Source organism: Georgenia sp. Z1491 (genome assembly GCF_057652395.1).
Genome location: NZ_CM172729.1, coordinates 1,562,754 through 1,576,779 on the forward strand (window position 1 = coordinate 1,562,754; position 14,026 = coordinate 1,576,779).

Here is a 14,026-nt window from a genome sequence, read left to right on the forward strand (position 1 = left end):
CGACCGCCGCCCGCCACGAGCGTTCGGTCAGGCGCCGGCGGCGCTCCGGCCGGCCTCTGACTCGGCGGCCCAGGTCGCCACGGTCTCGCTGAGCGGGGTGGAGGGCCGTCCGAGGAGGTCCTGGAGGTCGGTCGAGGTCGAGTGGAGCGTGCCCTCGGCGGTGTTGGTGTCCGCCGCCACGAGGAAGCCGACGAGTCCCTCGTCGAGCCCTGCCTCGGTCAGCTGCGCGGCGAACGCGTCGGCGTCGAGGTCGACGTAGCTGATCTCCCGGCCGAGTGCGGCGCCGAACTCCTGGGCGATCTGGGCGGTCGTGAGCGCCGGGGCGCCGGCGAGCTCGTAGACCTTGCCCTCGTGCCCCTCGGTGGTGAGGACGACGGCGGCGGCCTCGGCGTAGTCGGCCCGCGCCGCCGGCGACACCAGCCCGTCGTGGGCAGCGCCGGCGAACGCGCCGCTCGCTGCCGCCTGGTCGAAGTTCGGGCGGTAGTTCTCCGAGTACCACCCGTTGCGCAGGATCGTGAAGGGGATGCCGGAGGCCGCGATGGCCTCCTCGGTCTGCTTGTGCTCCGGCGCGAGGACGTGGCTGGACGTCGACGCGCCGAGGAGCGAGGTGTAGACGATGCGGGCGACCCCGGCGGCCGTCGCCGCCTCGATCACGGCGGAGTGCTGGGTGAACCGCTGGCCGACCTCGTTGGAGGACACGAGCAGGAGCGTGTCGCCGGCCTTCAGGGCGCCGTCGATGGGCTGCGCGTAGTCGAGGTACGCAGTCGTCACTCCACGGTCGGCGACGTCCGCGAGGCGGTCGACCGACCGGGCCGTGGCCGTGATGGTGTCCGGGGCGACGCCGCGGTCGAGCAGGTGCTCGATGACGAGGCGGCCCAGCTGGCCGGTGGCTCCGGTGACGACGAACGACATGACACGCTCCTTGATTCGTTGACGTTTCAACGACGACCAACCGTCGGTCCCGGGCCGATATTCCGGGTGACGCCACCACTTGGCCGGTGGGGGAACCGGGTGCACGACCGAGGAGCCGGTCGGGTCGCGATGGAGGGGCGCCTGCTGTTCGATGCGGCCCCGGCCGAGCGCGTCCGGTGGCAGGCGACCACGCGCAAGCTGTTCCTCGACGAGCGGTACCGGGTGGAGCAGGCGCGACGTGACTTCGTGGACGCACACCGGGATTGACGCCGACCACACCTCGGCGCGCGAACGTCAGACCTTCGGTGGATCCCGCCAGACGAGACACCGCGTCTAGACTCTGCGACGGCGCGGCCGGCGGTCCGGCGCGACGACCCCTACGACCCCCGGAGCACGCCCGTGGCGAACCTCGCCCGCTTCTCGCTGTCCAACCGCGCACTGGTGGCGTTGTCCACGATCATCGCCGTGCTTGCCGGACTGTGGGCCACCACGACGCTGCGGCAGGAGCTCATCCCGGACCTCGAGCTCCCCATCGTCGCCGCCGTGACCACCATGCCCGGCGCCTCGCCGGAGATCGTCGAGGACCAGGTCACCGGCGTGGTCGAGGAGGCCGCCCGCGGCGTCCCGGGCCTCGAGGGCACCACCTCGCAGTCCGGCCCGAGCGTCTCCGCCGTCATGCTCGAGCTCGAGTACGGCACCGACATCCTCACCGCGCAGCAGGAGCTCCAGGTCGCGCTCGGCCGGGTCGAGCAGGACCTGCCCGACGACGCCGACACCCAGGTCATCGCGGGCTCCGTCGACGACCTGCCGGTCATCCAGCTCGCGGCAACCGGAGGTTCGGACACCGCCGAGCTCCAGCAGCGCGTCGAGGACGTCGTCGTGCCCGAGCTCTCCCGCGTCGACGGCGTCCGGCAGGTCCAGCTCTCCGGGATCACCGAGCAGCAGGTGACGATCGACGTCGACCCCGAGGCGCTCGCCGCGCAGGGGGCCTCGCTCGACGCCATCACCGAGGCCATCGACGCCTACGGGGTCGTCACGCCCGCCGGCACCATCGACGCCGAGGGGCGCGAGCTGACGATCCAGGCCGGCAGCCGGATCACGTCCGTCGAGGAGATCGCGGCACTCCCGCTCGTCACCGATCCCGCGGAGTCGGGGGACGCCGGGGGAGCCGGGGACGCCGGAACGCCCACCGACACCACCGGCCCCACGGATCCGGGCCAGGAGCCTCCGGCGGGCGACCAGGCACCCGTCGACCAGGGTGCGGACCAGGCCCCCACGGACCAGGCCCCCACTGACCAGGCCCCCACGGAGCCCACCGAGCCCGCCGAGGTCGCCACCATCGACGACGTCGCGGACGTCGCGATCGAGGACGTCCCGGCCACGTCGCTCACGCGTACGGACGGCGCGGCCAGCATCGGGCTCGCGATCACGGCCACGCCCGACGGCAACACGGTCGAGATCTCCGAGCAGATCCGGGAGCTGCTGCCCGAGCTCGAGGCCTCCCTCGGCGACGGCGGCGAGCTCGTCGTCGCCTTCGACCAGGCCGTCTTCATCGAGCAGTCGATCGAGGACCTCGCCGTCGAGGGCGTCCTCGGCCTCGCGTTCGCGGTCCTCGTCATCCTGCTGTTCCTGCGCTCGTTCGCGGCCACCACGGTCACGGCGATCTCCATCCCGCTGTCGCTGCTGGTCGCGCTGCTCGCCCTCAGGGTCGCCGACTACTCGCTCAACATGTTCACCCTGGCGGCGCTGACGATCTCGGTCGGCCGCGTCGTCGACGACTCGATCGTCGTCATCGAGAACATCGCCCGCCACCAGAGCTACGGCACCGGCAAGCGCCAGGCCGTGCTCACGGGCGTCAAGGAGGTGGCGGGCGCCGTCACCTCCGCGACCGTCGCCACCGCCGCCGTGTTCGTCCCGCTCGGCCTCGTCGGCGGCATGGTCGGCGAGCTCCTGCGCCCCTTCGCGTTCACGGTCGCGCTCGCCCTGGGTGCCTCCCTGCTCGTCGCGCTGACGATCGTCCCGGTCCTCGCGTACTGGTTCCTGCGTTCGCCCGTCGACCCCGAGCGGGCCGCCAGGGCTCGCACGGAGGCCGAGGACAAGGAGCGGCGCAGCGTCCTGCAGCGCGGCTACGTCGGTGCTCTCGGCGGCGTGCTCCGCCACCGCTGGCTCACCGTCGGCGGCGCGGTCGTCCTCATGGCGGCCACCGTCGTCGGCGTCACCCGCCTGCCCACCGACTTCATCGGCGACACGGGCGAGAACGCGATCTCCGTGACCCAGGAGCTCCCCACCGGCGTCACGCTCGAGGCGCAGGACGCCGCGGCGCAGCAGGTCGAGGAGGTGCTCGCCGGCGTCGAGGAGGTCGAGAGCTACCAGGTCACTGTCGGCGTCGCGGACCCGGCCATGGCGGCGTTCGGCATGGCCCAGGACGTCACCTTCTCGGTGACGCTCGACGTCGATGCCGACGCCGGCGCCGTCGAGCAGGAGGTCCGCGACCGGCTCGAGGGCCTCGGTGAGGATGCCGGCACCATCACGGTCGCGCCCGGCTCGTCCGGCGGGTTCGCCTCCGGCGTCGAGGTCATCGTCTCCGGCGCCGACGGCGACGAGGTCGCCGCCACGTCCGAGGAGGTCCTCACCGCCGTGGGCGAGATCGACGGGCTGCGCGACGTCCGGACCTCGCTCGCCTCCGACCTGCCGTTCATCGAGGTCGAGGTGGACCGGCCGGCCGCCGCAGCGCTCGGGCTGACCGAGGAGGCCGTCGGCGGCCTCGCCTACGGCGCGCTCAACGGCATCCCGCTGGGCGACGTCGAGATCGAGCAGGGCAGGCTGCCGATCGTCCTGTTCTCGGACGAGGCCCCGACCACGGTCGAGGAGCTCCGCGCACTTCCCCTGGGCGGCTCCCCGGAGTCGCCGCTCGTGCTCGACGACGTCACGCACGTCGAGGAGTCGATGCAGCAGGCGACGATCACGCGCCAGGACGGCCTGCGCTCGGCCTCGATCACCGCGGCCACCGAGATCGCCGACCTGCAGACCGTCAACGCGGAGCTCGCCGCCGCACTCGACTCGGTCGACGCCCCCGAGGGCGTCAGCGTGGAGATCGGCGGAGTCAACGCCGAGCAGCAGGACGCCTTCGGCAACCTGTTCCTCGCGCTCGCCCTCGCCGTCCTGCTCGTCTACCTCGTCATGGTCGCGACGTTCCGCTCCCTCGTGCAGCCGCTCGTGCTGCTCGTGTCGATCCCGTTCGCCGCGACCGGCGCGATCCTCGGGCTGCTGATCACCGGGACCCCGATGGGGGTCGCCGCGCTCGTGGGCGCACTCATGCTGGTCGGCGTCGTCGTCACCAACGCGATCGTCCTCATCGACCTCATCAACCAGTACCGCACCCAGGGCATGGACCTGCGCACCGCCGTGATCGAGGGTGGCCGGCACCGGCTGCGGCCCATCCTCATGACGTCGGCCGCGACGATCATGGCGCTCGTCCCGATGGCGTTCGGCATCACCGGCGGCGGTGCGTTCATCAGCCAGCCGCTGGCGATCGTCGTCATCGGCGGCCTCATCACCTCGACCCTGCTCACCCTCCTGCTCGTGCCGGTGCTCTACGAGCTCTCCGAGGGCCGCGGCGAGCGGCGCGCGCGCGACAAGGAGATCGCCCGCCTGGAGAAGGTGGTCGCCGCACGGACGGAACGCGGCGAGGACGCGAGCGCACCGGCGGCCGAGCTGGAGCGGCTGCGCGCCGGCGGTGGCGCCGCCCGCGTCCGCGAGGAGGAGCGGGTCGGCGACGACGACGCACGGGTGCTCGCGCACGCCGGCGCGCCCGCCGCGGAGGCCGGCCACGACGCCGACATGCACGTCGACGCCGCGGGTCGCCCTGCGCACGCCGACGCGGCCGGCGCAGGGACGGGCCACGACGCCGGTGCGGCCGGTACCGGGGCGCACGCCGCCGGCCCGCCCGACGACGACGACGCCCTGCGCGACGCCGACGACTCGGGAGGCGGGAAGCACGTCGCCGAGTGACGGCCGATGCGCGGACCGCGCGCACCTCGCCCGGTGGTCTCGGGGAGAATCGGACCATGACCGACAGCAAGATCGTCTTCCTCGACGTCGACGGCACCTATGCCCACCAGGGCGAGGTGCCGCCGGGCCACGCGCGGGCGGTCGAGGCAGCCCGCGCGGCCGGCCACCGGGTGCTCCTGTGCACCGGGCGGTCCAAGGCCATGCTCCCCGAGCGCATCGTCGCCGCCGGCTTCGACGGGATCGTCGCCATGGCCGGGGCGTACGTCGAGGTCGGCCGCGAGGTCGTCGCCGACCGCCGGTTCCCGGCCGATCTCGGCGACCGGCTCGTCGACGTGCTCGAGTCCCACGACGTGGTGTTCGTCCTCGAGACACCGCGCGCCCTCCTGGGGACGCCGCGCGCCGAGGCGGCGATCCGCGCGGAGGTCGCCCGTCACGAGTCGAGCGACGACGGCTCCGCGCACGCCGGTCCGTCCGACATCCTCGCCGCCCTGTCGGTGTCCGACGAGCTCCGGGGCCGCCCCTTCGCCAAGGCCGTGGTCGTCGAGTCCGCGGTACCCAACACCCGGCTCGCCCGCGAGGCCGGCGACGGCGTGCTCTCCCTCGAGGCCTCCGTGCCCGGGCTCCACCCCTCCTCCGGCGAGCTCTACCTCGCCGACATGCACAAGGCCGTCGGCATGCTCGCCGCGCTCGAGCACCTCGGCGCCGACGTGGCCGACTCGATCGCGTTCGGCGACGGCATGAACGACCTCGAGATGCTGCGCGCGGCGGGCCTCGGGGTCGCGATCGAGGGCGCGGACCCGCGGGTGATCGACGCTGCCGACCGGACCGCAGCCGGCCCGGAGGTCGAGGGCCTCGTCGCCGCGTTCGAGGAGCTGGGTCTGCTCGGGCGCTGACCGGTCCGCGCGCCCAGGGCCTCGGCGCCGCTATCGACCGGGCGCCCGCCGCGGCGCGGCCGTAGCCTGGTGGGAGCCGACGCCGGGCGCACGACCCCGCCGACGTGGGCTTGACCACCGCCGGGTCGAGGAGGTCACCGCCGTGAAGCTCGCCGAACAGATCGTCGCCCAGCTCCAGGAGGTGGGCGTCCGCCGGATCTACGGGATCGTGGGCGACAGCCTCAACCCCGTCGTCGACGCCGTCCGCCGCACCGGCGGGTCCGCGAACGGCGGCATCGACTGGATCCACGTCCGCCACGAGGAGTCCGCCGCCTTCGCGGCCGCCGCCGACGCCCAGATCACGGGGGAGCTCGCCGTCTGCGCCGGCTCCTGCGGCCCTGGCAACCTCCACCTCATCAACGGCCTGTACGACGCCAACCGCTCCGGCGCCCCGGTCCTCGCGATCGCCAGCCACATCCCGAGCGCCCAGATCGGCCAGTCCTACTTCCAGGAGACGCACCCCGACCGGCTCTTCACCGAGGCTTCCGTCTACAGCGAGCTCGTCAGCACGCCGGAGCAGTCGCCGAGGGTCGTGCACTCCGCCATCACGCACGCGCTCGCCGCCCCCGGCGTCGCCGTCGTCACCCTCCCCGGGGACGTGGCGGACATGTCCGCCACGGCCGACGCGCCCGCCTACGTCCCCACCGTGCGCGGCACCCTCGAGCCCGCCCCGTCGGCGGTGGACGCCGCCGTCGAGGCCCTCAAGGCGGCGAAGAAGGTCGCGATCTTCGCCGGCGCCGGCGTGCGCGGGTCCCACGACGACGTCGTCAAGCTCGCCGACGTGCTCGCCGCCCCCGTGGGGCACTCCCTGCGCGGCAAGGAGTGGATCCAGCACGACAACCCGTTCGACGTCGGCATGACCGGCCTCCTCGGCTACGGGGCGGCCGCCGAGGGCATGGACGACGCGGACCTGTTGCTCCTGCTCGGCACCGACTTTCCCTACGACCAGTTCCTGCCCGACGGGCCCACCACGATCCAGGTCGACCGGCGCGCCGAGGTTCTCGGCCGGCGCACCGGCGTCGACCTGCCCGTGCACTCCGACGTCGGACCGTTCGTCCGCGCCCTCCTGGGCCGGTTGCGTCCGACGAGGAGCCGCGCCTACCTGAAGAAGACGCTGCGCCGCCACGAGAAGCTCATGGACTCGACCGTCGGCGCCTACACGCGCGACGTCGAGGACCTCGTCCCGATCCACCCCGAGTACGTCGCGTCGGTCATCGACGACGCGGCCGCGGGCGACGCCGTGTTCACCGCCGACACCGGGATGGGCAACGTGTGGCAGGCCCGCTACGTCACCCCGAACGGCCGCCGACGCATCATCGGATCGTTCCTCCACGGCTCGATGGCCAACGCGCTCCCGCACGCGCTCGGCGCCCAGATGACCGACCGGGACCGGCAGGTCGTCGCGTTCAGCGGCGACGGCGGTCTGTCGATGCTCCTGGGGGACATGCTCACCGCCGTCCAGTACGACCTGCCGGTCAAGGTCATGCTGTTCAACAACTCCTCGCTGGGGATGGTCAAGCTCGAGATGCTCGTCGACAAGCTCCCGGACCACGGGGTCGACGTGCCGGGCACCGACTACGCCGAGATCGCCCGCGCGATGGGCTGGCACGCCGTCCGGGTCGAGCGCCCGGCCGACCTGCCGGAAGCGGTCGACGAGGTTCTCGAGCACCCCGGCCCGGCCCTGCTCGACGTCGTCACCGACCCCAACGCCCTGTCCCTGCCCCCGAAGATCACCGGCGAGCAGGTCTTCGGCTTCGCCACCGCGATGAGCAAGATCGTCTTCACCAAGGGCGCCGGCGAGGCGGTGGCGATGGCGCGGTCGAACCTGCGCAACATCCCGCGGCCGTAGGTCTCGGTCAGGCGGCTGCCGCGGCGACGGCCAGGTCCGCGTCCGCCATCACGAGGTCGCCGTTGATGTGGCCCCCGGCCAGTGCCCCCTGCGCGGCGGCGGCGCCGACCTGCGCCGACACGTCGGCGAGGTTGCCCGCCACCCACACGCCCGGCACGGAGGTCGCGCCGGTGGGACCGGCCGCCAGGGCGGTGCCCATGGCGTTCTCCGCGAGCTCCAGTCCGAGCGGACCGAACGGCTCGGCACGCGGGTGCATGCGGGTCTGCACCGTGAGCGCACCGGCCTCGACGAGGCTCCCGTCGGCCATCCGCACGCCCTTCAGCGCCCCGTCGGCGCGCTCGACGCCGACCGGCGTGCCGGGCACGATCTCGACGCCACGTGCCACCAGGCGGGCGAGATCCTCCTCGCCGAGCGCGAGTTCCCAGGTGAGCAGGCGGACCCGGTCGGAGAGCTGGCGGAACATCAGCGCCTGGTGGACGGCCATCGGCGTGGTGCCCAGCACGGCGATCGCCCGGTCGCGGACCTCCCAGCCGTGGCAGAACGGGCAGTGCACGACGTCGGAGCCCCAGCCCTCGCGCAGGCCGGGCAGCTCGGGGAGCTCGTCGACCAGGCCGGTCGCGAGGAGCAGGCGCCGCGCGCGGACGACCACGCCGTCGGCGGCCGTGACCCGGAACAGGTCGCCGTCGGCGCGCGCCTCGGAGACCCTGGCGGGGCGGACCACGCCGCCGTAGCGCTCGACGTCGGCGCGACCGCGGGCGAGCAGCTCGAGCGGCGGGGTGCCGTCCAGGGCGAGGAGCGCGTGGACGGCGTCGGCCGGGGCGTTGCGGGGGTCCCCGGCGTCGAGGACCAGTACCCGGCGGCGCGAACGGGCGAGCATCAGCGCCCCGGCCAGGCCGGCGGCGCCCCCGCCGACCACGACGACGTCCCAGACCGCCTCGCTGGGCTGGCCCTCGGGTGCGGGGGAGTCGGGGGCCGGGACCGGCACCGGTGGCGCCGTGGCGGACGGGGGTGCCGGGTCGGTCGACGGTGCGGTGGTGGGGCGGGCGGGGCCAGGCGTGCGCATGGTGACGTCCTTCGTATCGTTCGGCGCCGGGGTACCCGACGGTCTGTCCGTGACCGAGCCTTCCCCCGGGGATGCCAGTGAGCAAGAGGAGTTGCCGAACGGCAAGACCCCGGTCCACGATCGGGGGATGGGACGCGACCTGGACCGCACGCTCGACGCCGTCGGACCCCGCTTGAGACGACTGCGTCAGCGGCGGGACGTCACCCTCGCCGAGCTCGCCGAGCGGACCGGCATCTCGTCGAGCACCCTGTCCCGACTGGAGTCGGGACTGCGGCGCCCGACGCTCGAGCAGCTGCTGCCGCTGGCACGGGTGCACGGCGTGACCATCGACGAGCTCGTCGACGCGCCACCGACGGGTGACCCGCGGATCAACATGCGGCCGATCGCCGGTGACTCCGGGTCCGTCGTCCTGCCGCTCTCGCGCCGGCCCGGCGGCATCCAGGCCTACAAGTTCGTCCGGCCCGCGGCCCGTCCCGGCACGGTGCCGCAGCCGCGCACGCACGAGGGCTTCGACTGGGTCTACGTGCTCGACGGGCGCCTGCGGCTCGTGCTGGGGGACCAGGACATGGTGCTCGAGCCCGGCGAGGCGGCCGAGTTCGACACCCGTACCCCCCACTGGTTCGGCGCCACGGAGGACGGCCCCGTGGAGTACCTCAGCCTCATCGGGAAGCAGGGCGAGCGCGCGCACGTGCGCACCTCGCCCGGCGACCCGGGCTGAACCGCCGGCCCGGACAGCTCGGGCCCGGACCGCCCGCCTCACCGCTGGAACGACTGGAAGCCGTTGAGCGCGAGGATCACCCCGACGATGCCGACGACCCATGCGGTGGTCGACGCGGCGTTGCGCGTGAGCCAGGCATCCAGCCGGCGCAGCGGCCCGTCGAGCTGCCGGGCGGCCACGAGCCGCCCGGTCAGCAGGACGAGCGCGGGCGCGATCATCACTACGCAGTAGGCAGCGAGCCAGAGGACCGACGTCGGCCAGCCCGGCCCCTGGGTGGTGATGAGTCCGATACCGGCCAGGTAGGGGAGCATCGACGCGACCTCGATGGTCGCGGCCGCCAGCGCGAGTCCCATGAGTGCACCGACGGAGCCCCGCCCGCGGGTGCGCGTCGCCGCCCCGGTCACCGACGGCAGGGTCCCGGTCCCGGGCAGCCCGGTCCTACCTGTCCCGGCGTCGTCGTCGCTCTCCACGCCGATCGCGCGCTCGCGCCACCGGCCGATCCGGCCGCCGCCGTGCTCGGCCTGCTCGGCGGCGCGGCGCTTCGCCGCGGGCGAGTCCAGGGCGAAGCTGAGGAGGAACAGCGCGACGCCCACGACGATCATCACCACCGCCACCGGACGGCCCGACAGCACGTCGCCGAACGCCGCGAGGAAGGCGTCCGCGCCGAGCATGACGGCCACGCCGACGGCCAGGTAGAAGCCGGCGACCGTACCGAGGAAGATCAGCACGCGGTCGGGCCGCACGCGCCCCGGGGCGAGCATGAGCCACACCGGGATGAGCAGCGTGCCGAAGCTGGTGGAGTCGATGAGGGCGAGCACGGCGAGGACGCCGGCCAGCGCGGGGGACGACATGCCGCCGTCCGGCAGGGTGCCTAGGAAGTCCATGCCGCCAGTCTTCGCGGACGCCCCCGCTCGCGCGTCCGTCGGACGGCCCGTCACCGGAGTACATCCTTCGGCGGACCTGGTCACCGCCTCACCCGTGCTGGGATGGTCCCGTGAGAGCCGACCATGCCAAGGACGTGCGCGCCGCGGCGTTCGTCGTCGGCATCGGGCTGCTGCTGCTCGCACTCGGGCTGTACCCGATCACGAACATCCCCTCGGCCTACGGGGTGGATCCGGCGTCGATCTCGCCGTGGTGGTTCGTCCTCACGCTGGCCGTGGGCGGCGGCGTGGTCGCGCTGCGCGGGTACCACGCGGTCGGGGCGCTCGTCGCCGGGACCGCGCTCCTCGCCGTCGACCTCGCGCTCGGCGGGAGCATCGCGATGCTGCTCGTCATCTGGGAGCTCCTCCACCACGCGGCACTCGTGGGCTCGCGGCGCACGCGGATCGGGGAGACCGTCGGCGTCGGGGTGGTCGCGACGCTCGCCGGCGTGGGGGTCGCGCTGGGGGAGAGCGACCCGCGCGTGCTCATCGCGACCGTGCTCCAGGTCGGCGCCGTCGGCATCATGCCGATCTGGTGGGCGACCGAGGTCCGGCGGGGCCACGAGCTGGCCGAGGTCTCCGCCGAGAAGGCCCGCCTGGAGGCCGAGCGGGCCGACGCCCTCGAGATCGCCGCACAGCGGGAACGGACCGAAGCCCTGCGCGAGGAGCGCACCGCCATGGCGCGCGACCTCCACGACGTCATCTCCTCGCACCTGTCCGCCATCGCCATCCACTCCGGTGCGGCGCTCGCCGCACCGCCCGAGTCGGTACGCGACCGCGAGGCCCTCGCGCAGGTACGTCGCGAGGCGGTGGCGTCCCTGGAGGAGATGCGCTCGATGGTGCGGCTCCTGCGCTCGCAGGCGGACGAGGAGTGGACCTCCCCGGCGGGACTGGCCGAGCTGCCCGCGCTGGTCGAGCGCTCACGGGCGGCGGGCCTCGACCTCACGGTCGCCCCGGGGGTCATCGGCCCGGGTGGCGCAGCGAACCTCGACGTCCCGACGGCGGTCGGCCGGGCCGCCCTGCGGGTCACCCAGGAGGCCCTCACCAACGCGCTGCGCCACGGCGCCGGGGACGGTCACCTCGAGCTCGAGGCCGACGACGGCACTCTCGCGCTGACCGTCTCCAACGAGCTCCGCCGTCCCGCCCTGGTCGGCCAGGGTGGTGGGGGAGACGCGGACGGCCCGGGTGCTGCGCCGGCCGTACCGTCCCCGGGGGTCGGGCTCCACACGATGCGGGAGCGCACCGAGGCCTGCGGCGGCACCTTCTCCGCCGGCGCGCACGACGACATGTGGCAGGTCCGCGCGACCTTCCCGACGGAGGAGACGACATGATCCGGGTCCTGCTCGCCGACGACCACGCCGCCATCCGTGGCGGTCTGCGTCTCCTGCTCGACGCCGCGGAGGACGTCGAGGTGGTCGGGGAGGCGGCCGACGGCCGGGCCGCGATCCTCAACGCGCGCTCCCTGCGCCCGGACGTCGTCGTCATGGACGTGCGCATGCCCGGCGTCGACGGCGTGGAGGCGACGCGCGCCATCGTCGGTGAGGACCTCGCTCAGGTGCTCGTGCTGACGACCTTCGACCTCGACGAGGTCGTCTTCGGTGCCCTGCGTGCCGGCGCCGCCGGGTTCCTCCTCAAGACGGCGGAGCCCGAGGCCCTGCTCGACGCCGTGCGGCGGGTGGCGGCGGGCGACGGCGTCGTCGCCCCCGAGGTCACGCGCCGGGTGCTCTCGGCGTTCGTCGGTCCGGGCGAGCGTGGCGGGGTCGGAGCCGGTGGAGGTGTGCGTGGGGCCGCCCAGTCCGGTCACGCAGGCGTGGAGGGCGCGGGACCAGGAGGCGTTGGTGGCCGATCGACGGACGGTGCCCGGACCCGAGGGTGGGGTGGCGCGGGCCCCGACCCGCTCGCCGGGATCGACCTCACCGGGCGCGAGCGGGAGGTGCTCGGCGCCCTGGGGCGGGGACTGTCGAACGCCGACGTGGCCGCCGATCTGTTCATCGCCGAGGCCACGGTGAAGACCCACGTCTCACGAGTGCTCGCCAAGCTCGGCGTCACCTCCCGGATGCAGGCGGCGATCGTCGCGCGTGAGGCCGGCCTGGCCTGACACGACGCCGGCCCGACACGACGCCGGCACGGCTCGATAAATGACCTGACACCGTGGGCCGACCATGGTGAGGTGGTCACCACGACGAGCGAGGGCCGGGCCCGACCTGCCCAGCGACGTCGTGACACACCCGTCCGCACGACGCGAAGGAGGACCCCGTGCACTTCACAGGCAACGGTCCGGCGTCGGCGCACGACGGGGCTCCCCGCCTCGCGTAGCCGACACCGCTGAACGGCACCGGCCGCACCCACGCGGCCGCGAACGAGGCGACGACCGCCACCGCTGCGCGCTCACGCGCGGCCCGGTCGTGCCCATCTTCCGCCGCCCGCAGGGGTGGCAGTGCACCTCGGCGCGCCTGACGCGCGCCGTCACGGGTAGGAGACGCATGAACGCAGTACCCACGACCACCGCAGGACCATCGGTCGTCCCGCAGTACGCCGTGCGCACGCCGCCACGGTCCATCACGCCCGCGACCCGTCCACGAGCAGCCGCGCGCATCGCGCGTGCGGTGCGCGGCGTGCTGGACGCACTTCTTCGGGACGACGTCGGCGCACGCATGGAGGCCGACCCGAACTACGGCGCGGCATGGACCGAGGCGGCCGGCTACTTCCTCGTCCGCACGATGGTCCGCTGAGGGCCGGTGACCCGCGAGAGGGCGGTTCGCACAATGAACGACTTCGCGCAACGACGACGCCGGGCCCAACGCGCAGGGCCCGGCGTCGTTCGTCCTTGCTGCTGCGGAGCGGTGTGGCTCAGTCGGTCTGGACGCGCCCGGGCGCGTCCTGGATCCCGGCCTCGACGGCGGGCGACGGGCCGGTGCTCGCGGGCGAGCCGTCGTCGGACCCGGAGCGCTCGCGGCGCTCGTCGACCTTCTCCTTGGCGGTCCGCGCGACGGACGCCGCGGCGCCCGGTGCCTGCTTGGCGAGCTCCTCGGCCTTCTCGGTGGCCTGCTCGCGGACCTCGGCGACCTTGGGGTTCTCCCAGATCTGCGTGGCCTGCCGCTTCATCTTCTCGTACTGGCCGCGACCCGCCCGCGTGCCGAGAACGAACCCCACACCCAGTCCAGCCAGGAACGACACCTTGCTCATCTCGTCATCCTCCTCGTGCTTCGGGAACGTGTACGAGCCTAGAGCGCGCGGCCGCTCGGCGCGCGTTCGCACGAGACGGCGGGCAGGCAGCGGGGCGGTCGGCGCGCGGTGACGCTCCTCGACGAGCGGTGCTCACGAGGCGGTGCCCCCACCCGGACTCGAACCGGGAACCTACGGATTAGAAGGCCGGTGCTCTATCCATTGAGCTATGGAGGCGCGGACGGCGCCGGCGCGCCGCCCGCGCAAGTCTACGTGCGCCCGAGGGGCGGTTCCCGCGGATCTCGGCGGCGTAGCCACGTGCGCCGATGCCGACCTCCGGCCGCGCGTCCGGTGGCGGGAGATGGGAGTCTGGCCTCTCCCGCGGTCGGGCGGGTGCTGGTCCAGCCGCCGCCGCGACGCCTCGAGTAGGGAACGTTCATGCATCCAGGCCGACGG

At 73.9% G+C, this 14,026-nt stretch carries 12 protein-coding genes and 1 tRNA gene; 8 read left to right on the top strand and 5 right to left on the bottom strand.

Translation table 11 applies throughout. The features are described from left to right. Positions 1 to 27: 27 nt before the first annotated feature. The gene (locus tag AC24HA_RS07375; protein ID WP_425708556.1) at positions 28 to 912 is read right to left on the bottom strand and encodes an NAD(P)H-binding protein; all 885 of its coding nucleotides are present in this window, start codon (positions 910 to 912) and stop codon (positions 28 to 30) included. A gap of 129 nt (positions 913 to 1,041) precedes the next feature. On the opposite strand from AC24HA_RS07375, the gene AC24HA_RS07380 reads away from it, so the two are divergent. The 4 genes from AC24HA_RS07380 (at position 1,042) to AC24HA_RS07395 (ending at position 7,704) form a co-directional block, all read left to right on the top strand. Next, a complete protein-coding gene (locus tag AC24HA_RS07380) occupies positions 1,042 to 1,179 on the top strand; it encodes a hypothetical protein (RefSeq protein ID WP_425708555.1) in 138 nt (45 codons plus the stop codon). A 132-nt stretch (positions 1,180 to 1,311) separates the two neighbouring features. Continuing rightward, positions 1,312 to 4,923 (top strand): efflux RND transporter permease subunit, encoded by a 3,612-nt coding sequence (locus AC24HA_RS07385; RefSeq protein WP_425708554.1) that lies wholly within the window; start codon positions 1,312 to 1,314, stop codon positions 4,921 to 4,923. 56 nt (positions 4,924 to 4,979) lie between these two features. Next, positions 4,980 to 5,816, top strand: coding sequence for an HAD hydrolase family protein (locus AC24HA_RS07390; protein WP_425708553.1), 837 nt, complete (start codon positions 4,980 to 4,982; stop codon positions 5,814 to 5,816). A gap of 142 nt (positions 5,817 to 5,958) precedes the next feature. Further along, positions 5,959 to 7,704 carry a pyruvate dehydrogenase gene (locus AC24HA_RS07395; protein ID WP_425708552.1) on the top strand — a complete coding sequence of 582 codons (1,746 nt, stop codon included), beginning with the start codon at positions 5,959 to 5,961 and terminating at the stop codon, positions 7,702 to 7,704. Between the two features lie 7 nt (positions 7,705 to 7,711). Here the strand turns inward: AC24HA_RS07395 and AC24HA_RS07400 are convergent, their stop codons facing one another. Continuing rightward, positions 7,712 to 8,767, bottom strand: a complete 1,056-nt coding sequence (locus AC24HA_RS07400) for an NAD(P)/FAD-dependent oxidoreductase (protein ID WP_425708551.1) — start codon at positions 8,765 to 8,767, stop codon at positions 7,712 to 7,714. Between the two features lie 127 nt (positions 8,768 to 8,894). On the opposite strand from AC24HA_RS07400, the gene AC24HA_RS07405 reads away from it, so the two are divergent. Then, positions 8,895 to 9,485: a helix-turn-helix domain-containing protein gene (locus AC24HA_RS07405; protein WP_425708550.1), complete on the top strand. Its 591-nt coding sequence runs from the start codon at positions 8,895 to 8,897 to the stop codon at positions 9,483 to 9,485. A 38-nt stretch (positions 9,486 to 9,523) separates the two neighbouring features. Here AC24HA_RS07405 and AC24HA_RS07410 read toward each other — a convergent pair whose 3' ends face one another. Beyond that, a complete protein-coding gene (locus tag AC24HA_RS07410) occupies positions 9,524 to 10,369 on the bottom strand; it encodes a GAP family protein (RefSeq protein ID WP_425708549.1) in 846 nt (281 codons plus the stop codon). A 110-nt stretch (positions 10,370 to 10,479) separates the two neighbouring features. Here AC24HA_RS07410 and AC24HA_RS07415 point away from each other — a divergent pair, with 110 nt between their 5' ends. The 3 genes from AC24HA_RS07415 to AC24HA_RS07425 all read left to right on the top strand — a co-directional run bounded on the left by AC24HA_RS07415 (position 10,480) and on the right by AC24HA_RS07425 (position 13,137). Continuing rightward, positions 10,480 to 11,736, top strand: coding sequence for a sensor histidine kinase (locus AC24HA_RS07415; RefSeq protein ID WP_425708548.1), 1,257 nt, complete (start codon positions 10,480 to 10,482; stop codon positions 11,734 to 11,736). After that, positions 11,733 to 12,503: a response regulator transcription factor gene (locus AC24HA_RS07420; protein ID WP_425708547.1), complete on the top strand. Its 771-nt coding sequence runs from the start codon at positions 11,733 to 11,735 to the stop codon at positions 12,501 to 12,503. Before AC24HA_RS07415 ends, AC24HA_RS07420 begins: the two co-directional genes overlap by 4 nt. 385 nt (positions 12,504 to 12,888) lie before the next feature. After that, complete coding sequence (locus AC24HA_RS07425) at positions 12,889 to 13,137, top strand: hypothetical protein (protein WP_425708546.1); 249 nt, start codon at positions 12,889 to 12,891, stop codon at positions 13,135 to 13,137. A 118-nt stretch (positions 13,138 to 13,255) separates the two neighbouring features. On the opposite strand, the gene AC24HA_RS07430 is transcribed toward AC24HA_RS07425, so the two are convergent. Together AC24HA_RS07430 and AC24HA_RS07435 are read right to left on the bottom strand one after the other, a co-directional pair. After that, positions 13,256 to 13,591: a YtxH domain-containing protein gene (locus AC24HA_RS07430; protein WP_425708545.1), complete on the bottom strand. Its 336-nt coding sequence runs from the start codon at positions 13,589 to 13,591 to the stop codon at positions 13,256 to 13,258. Between the two features lie 143 nt (positions 13,592 to 13,734). After that, positions 13,735 to 13,807, bottom strand: a tRNA-Arg gene (locus AC24HA_RS07435). Between the last annotated feature and the right edge of the window lie 219 nt (positions 13,808 to 14,026).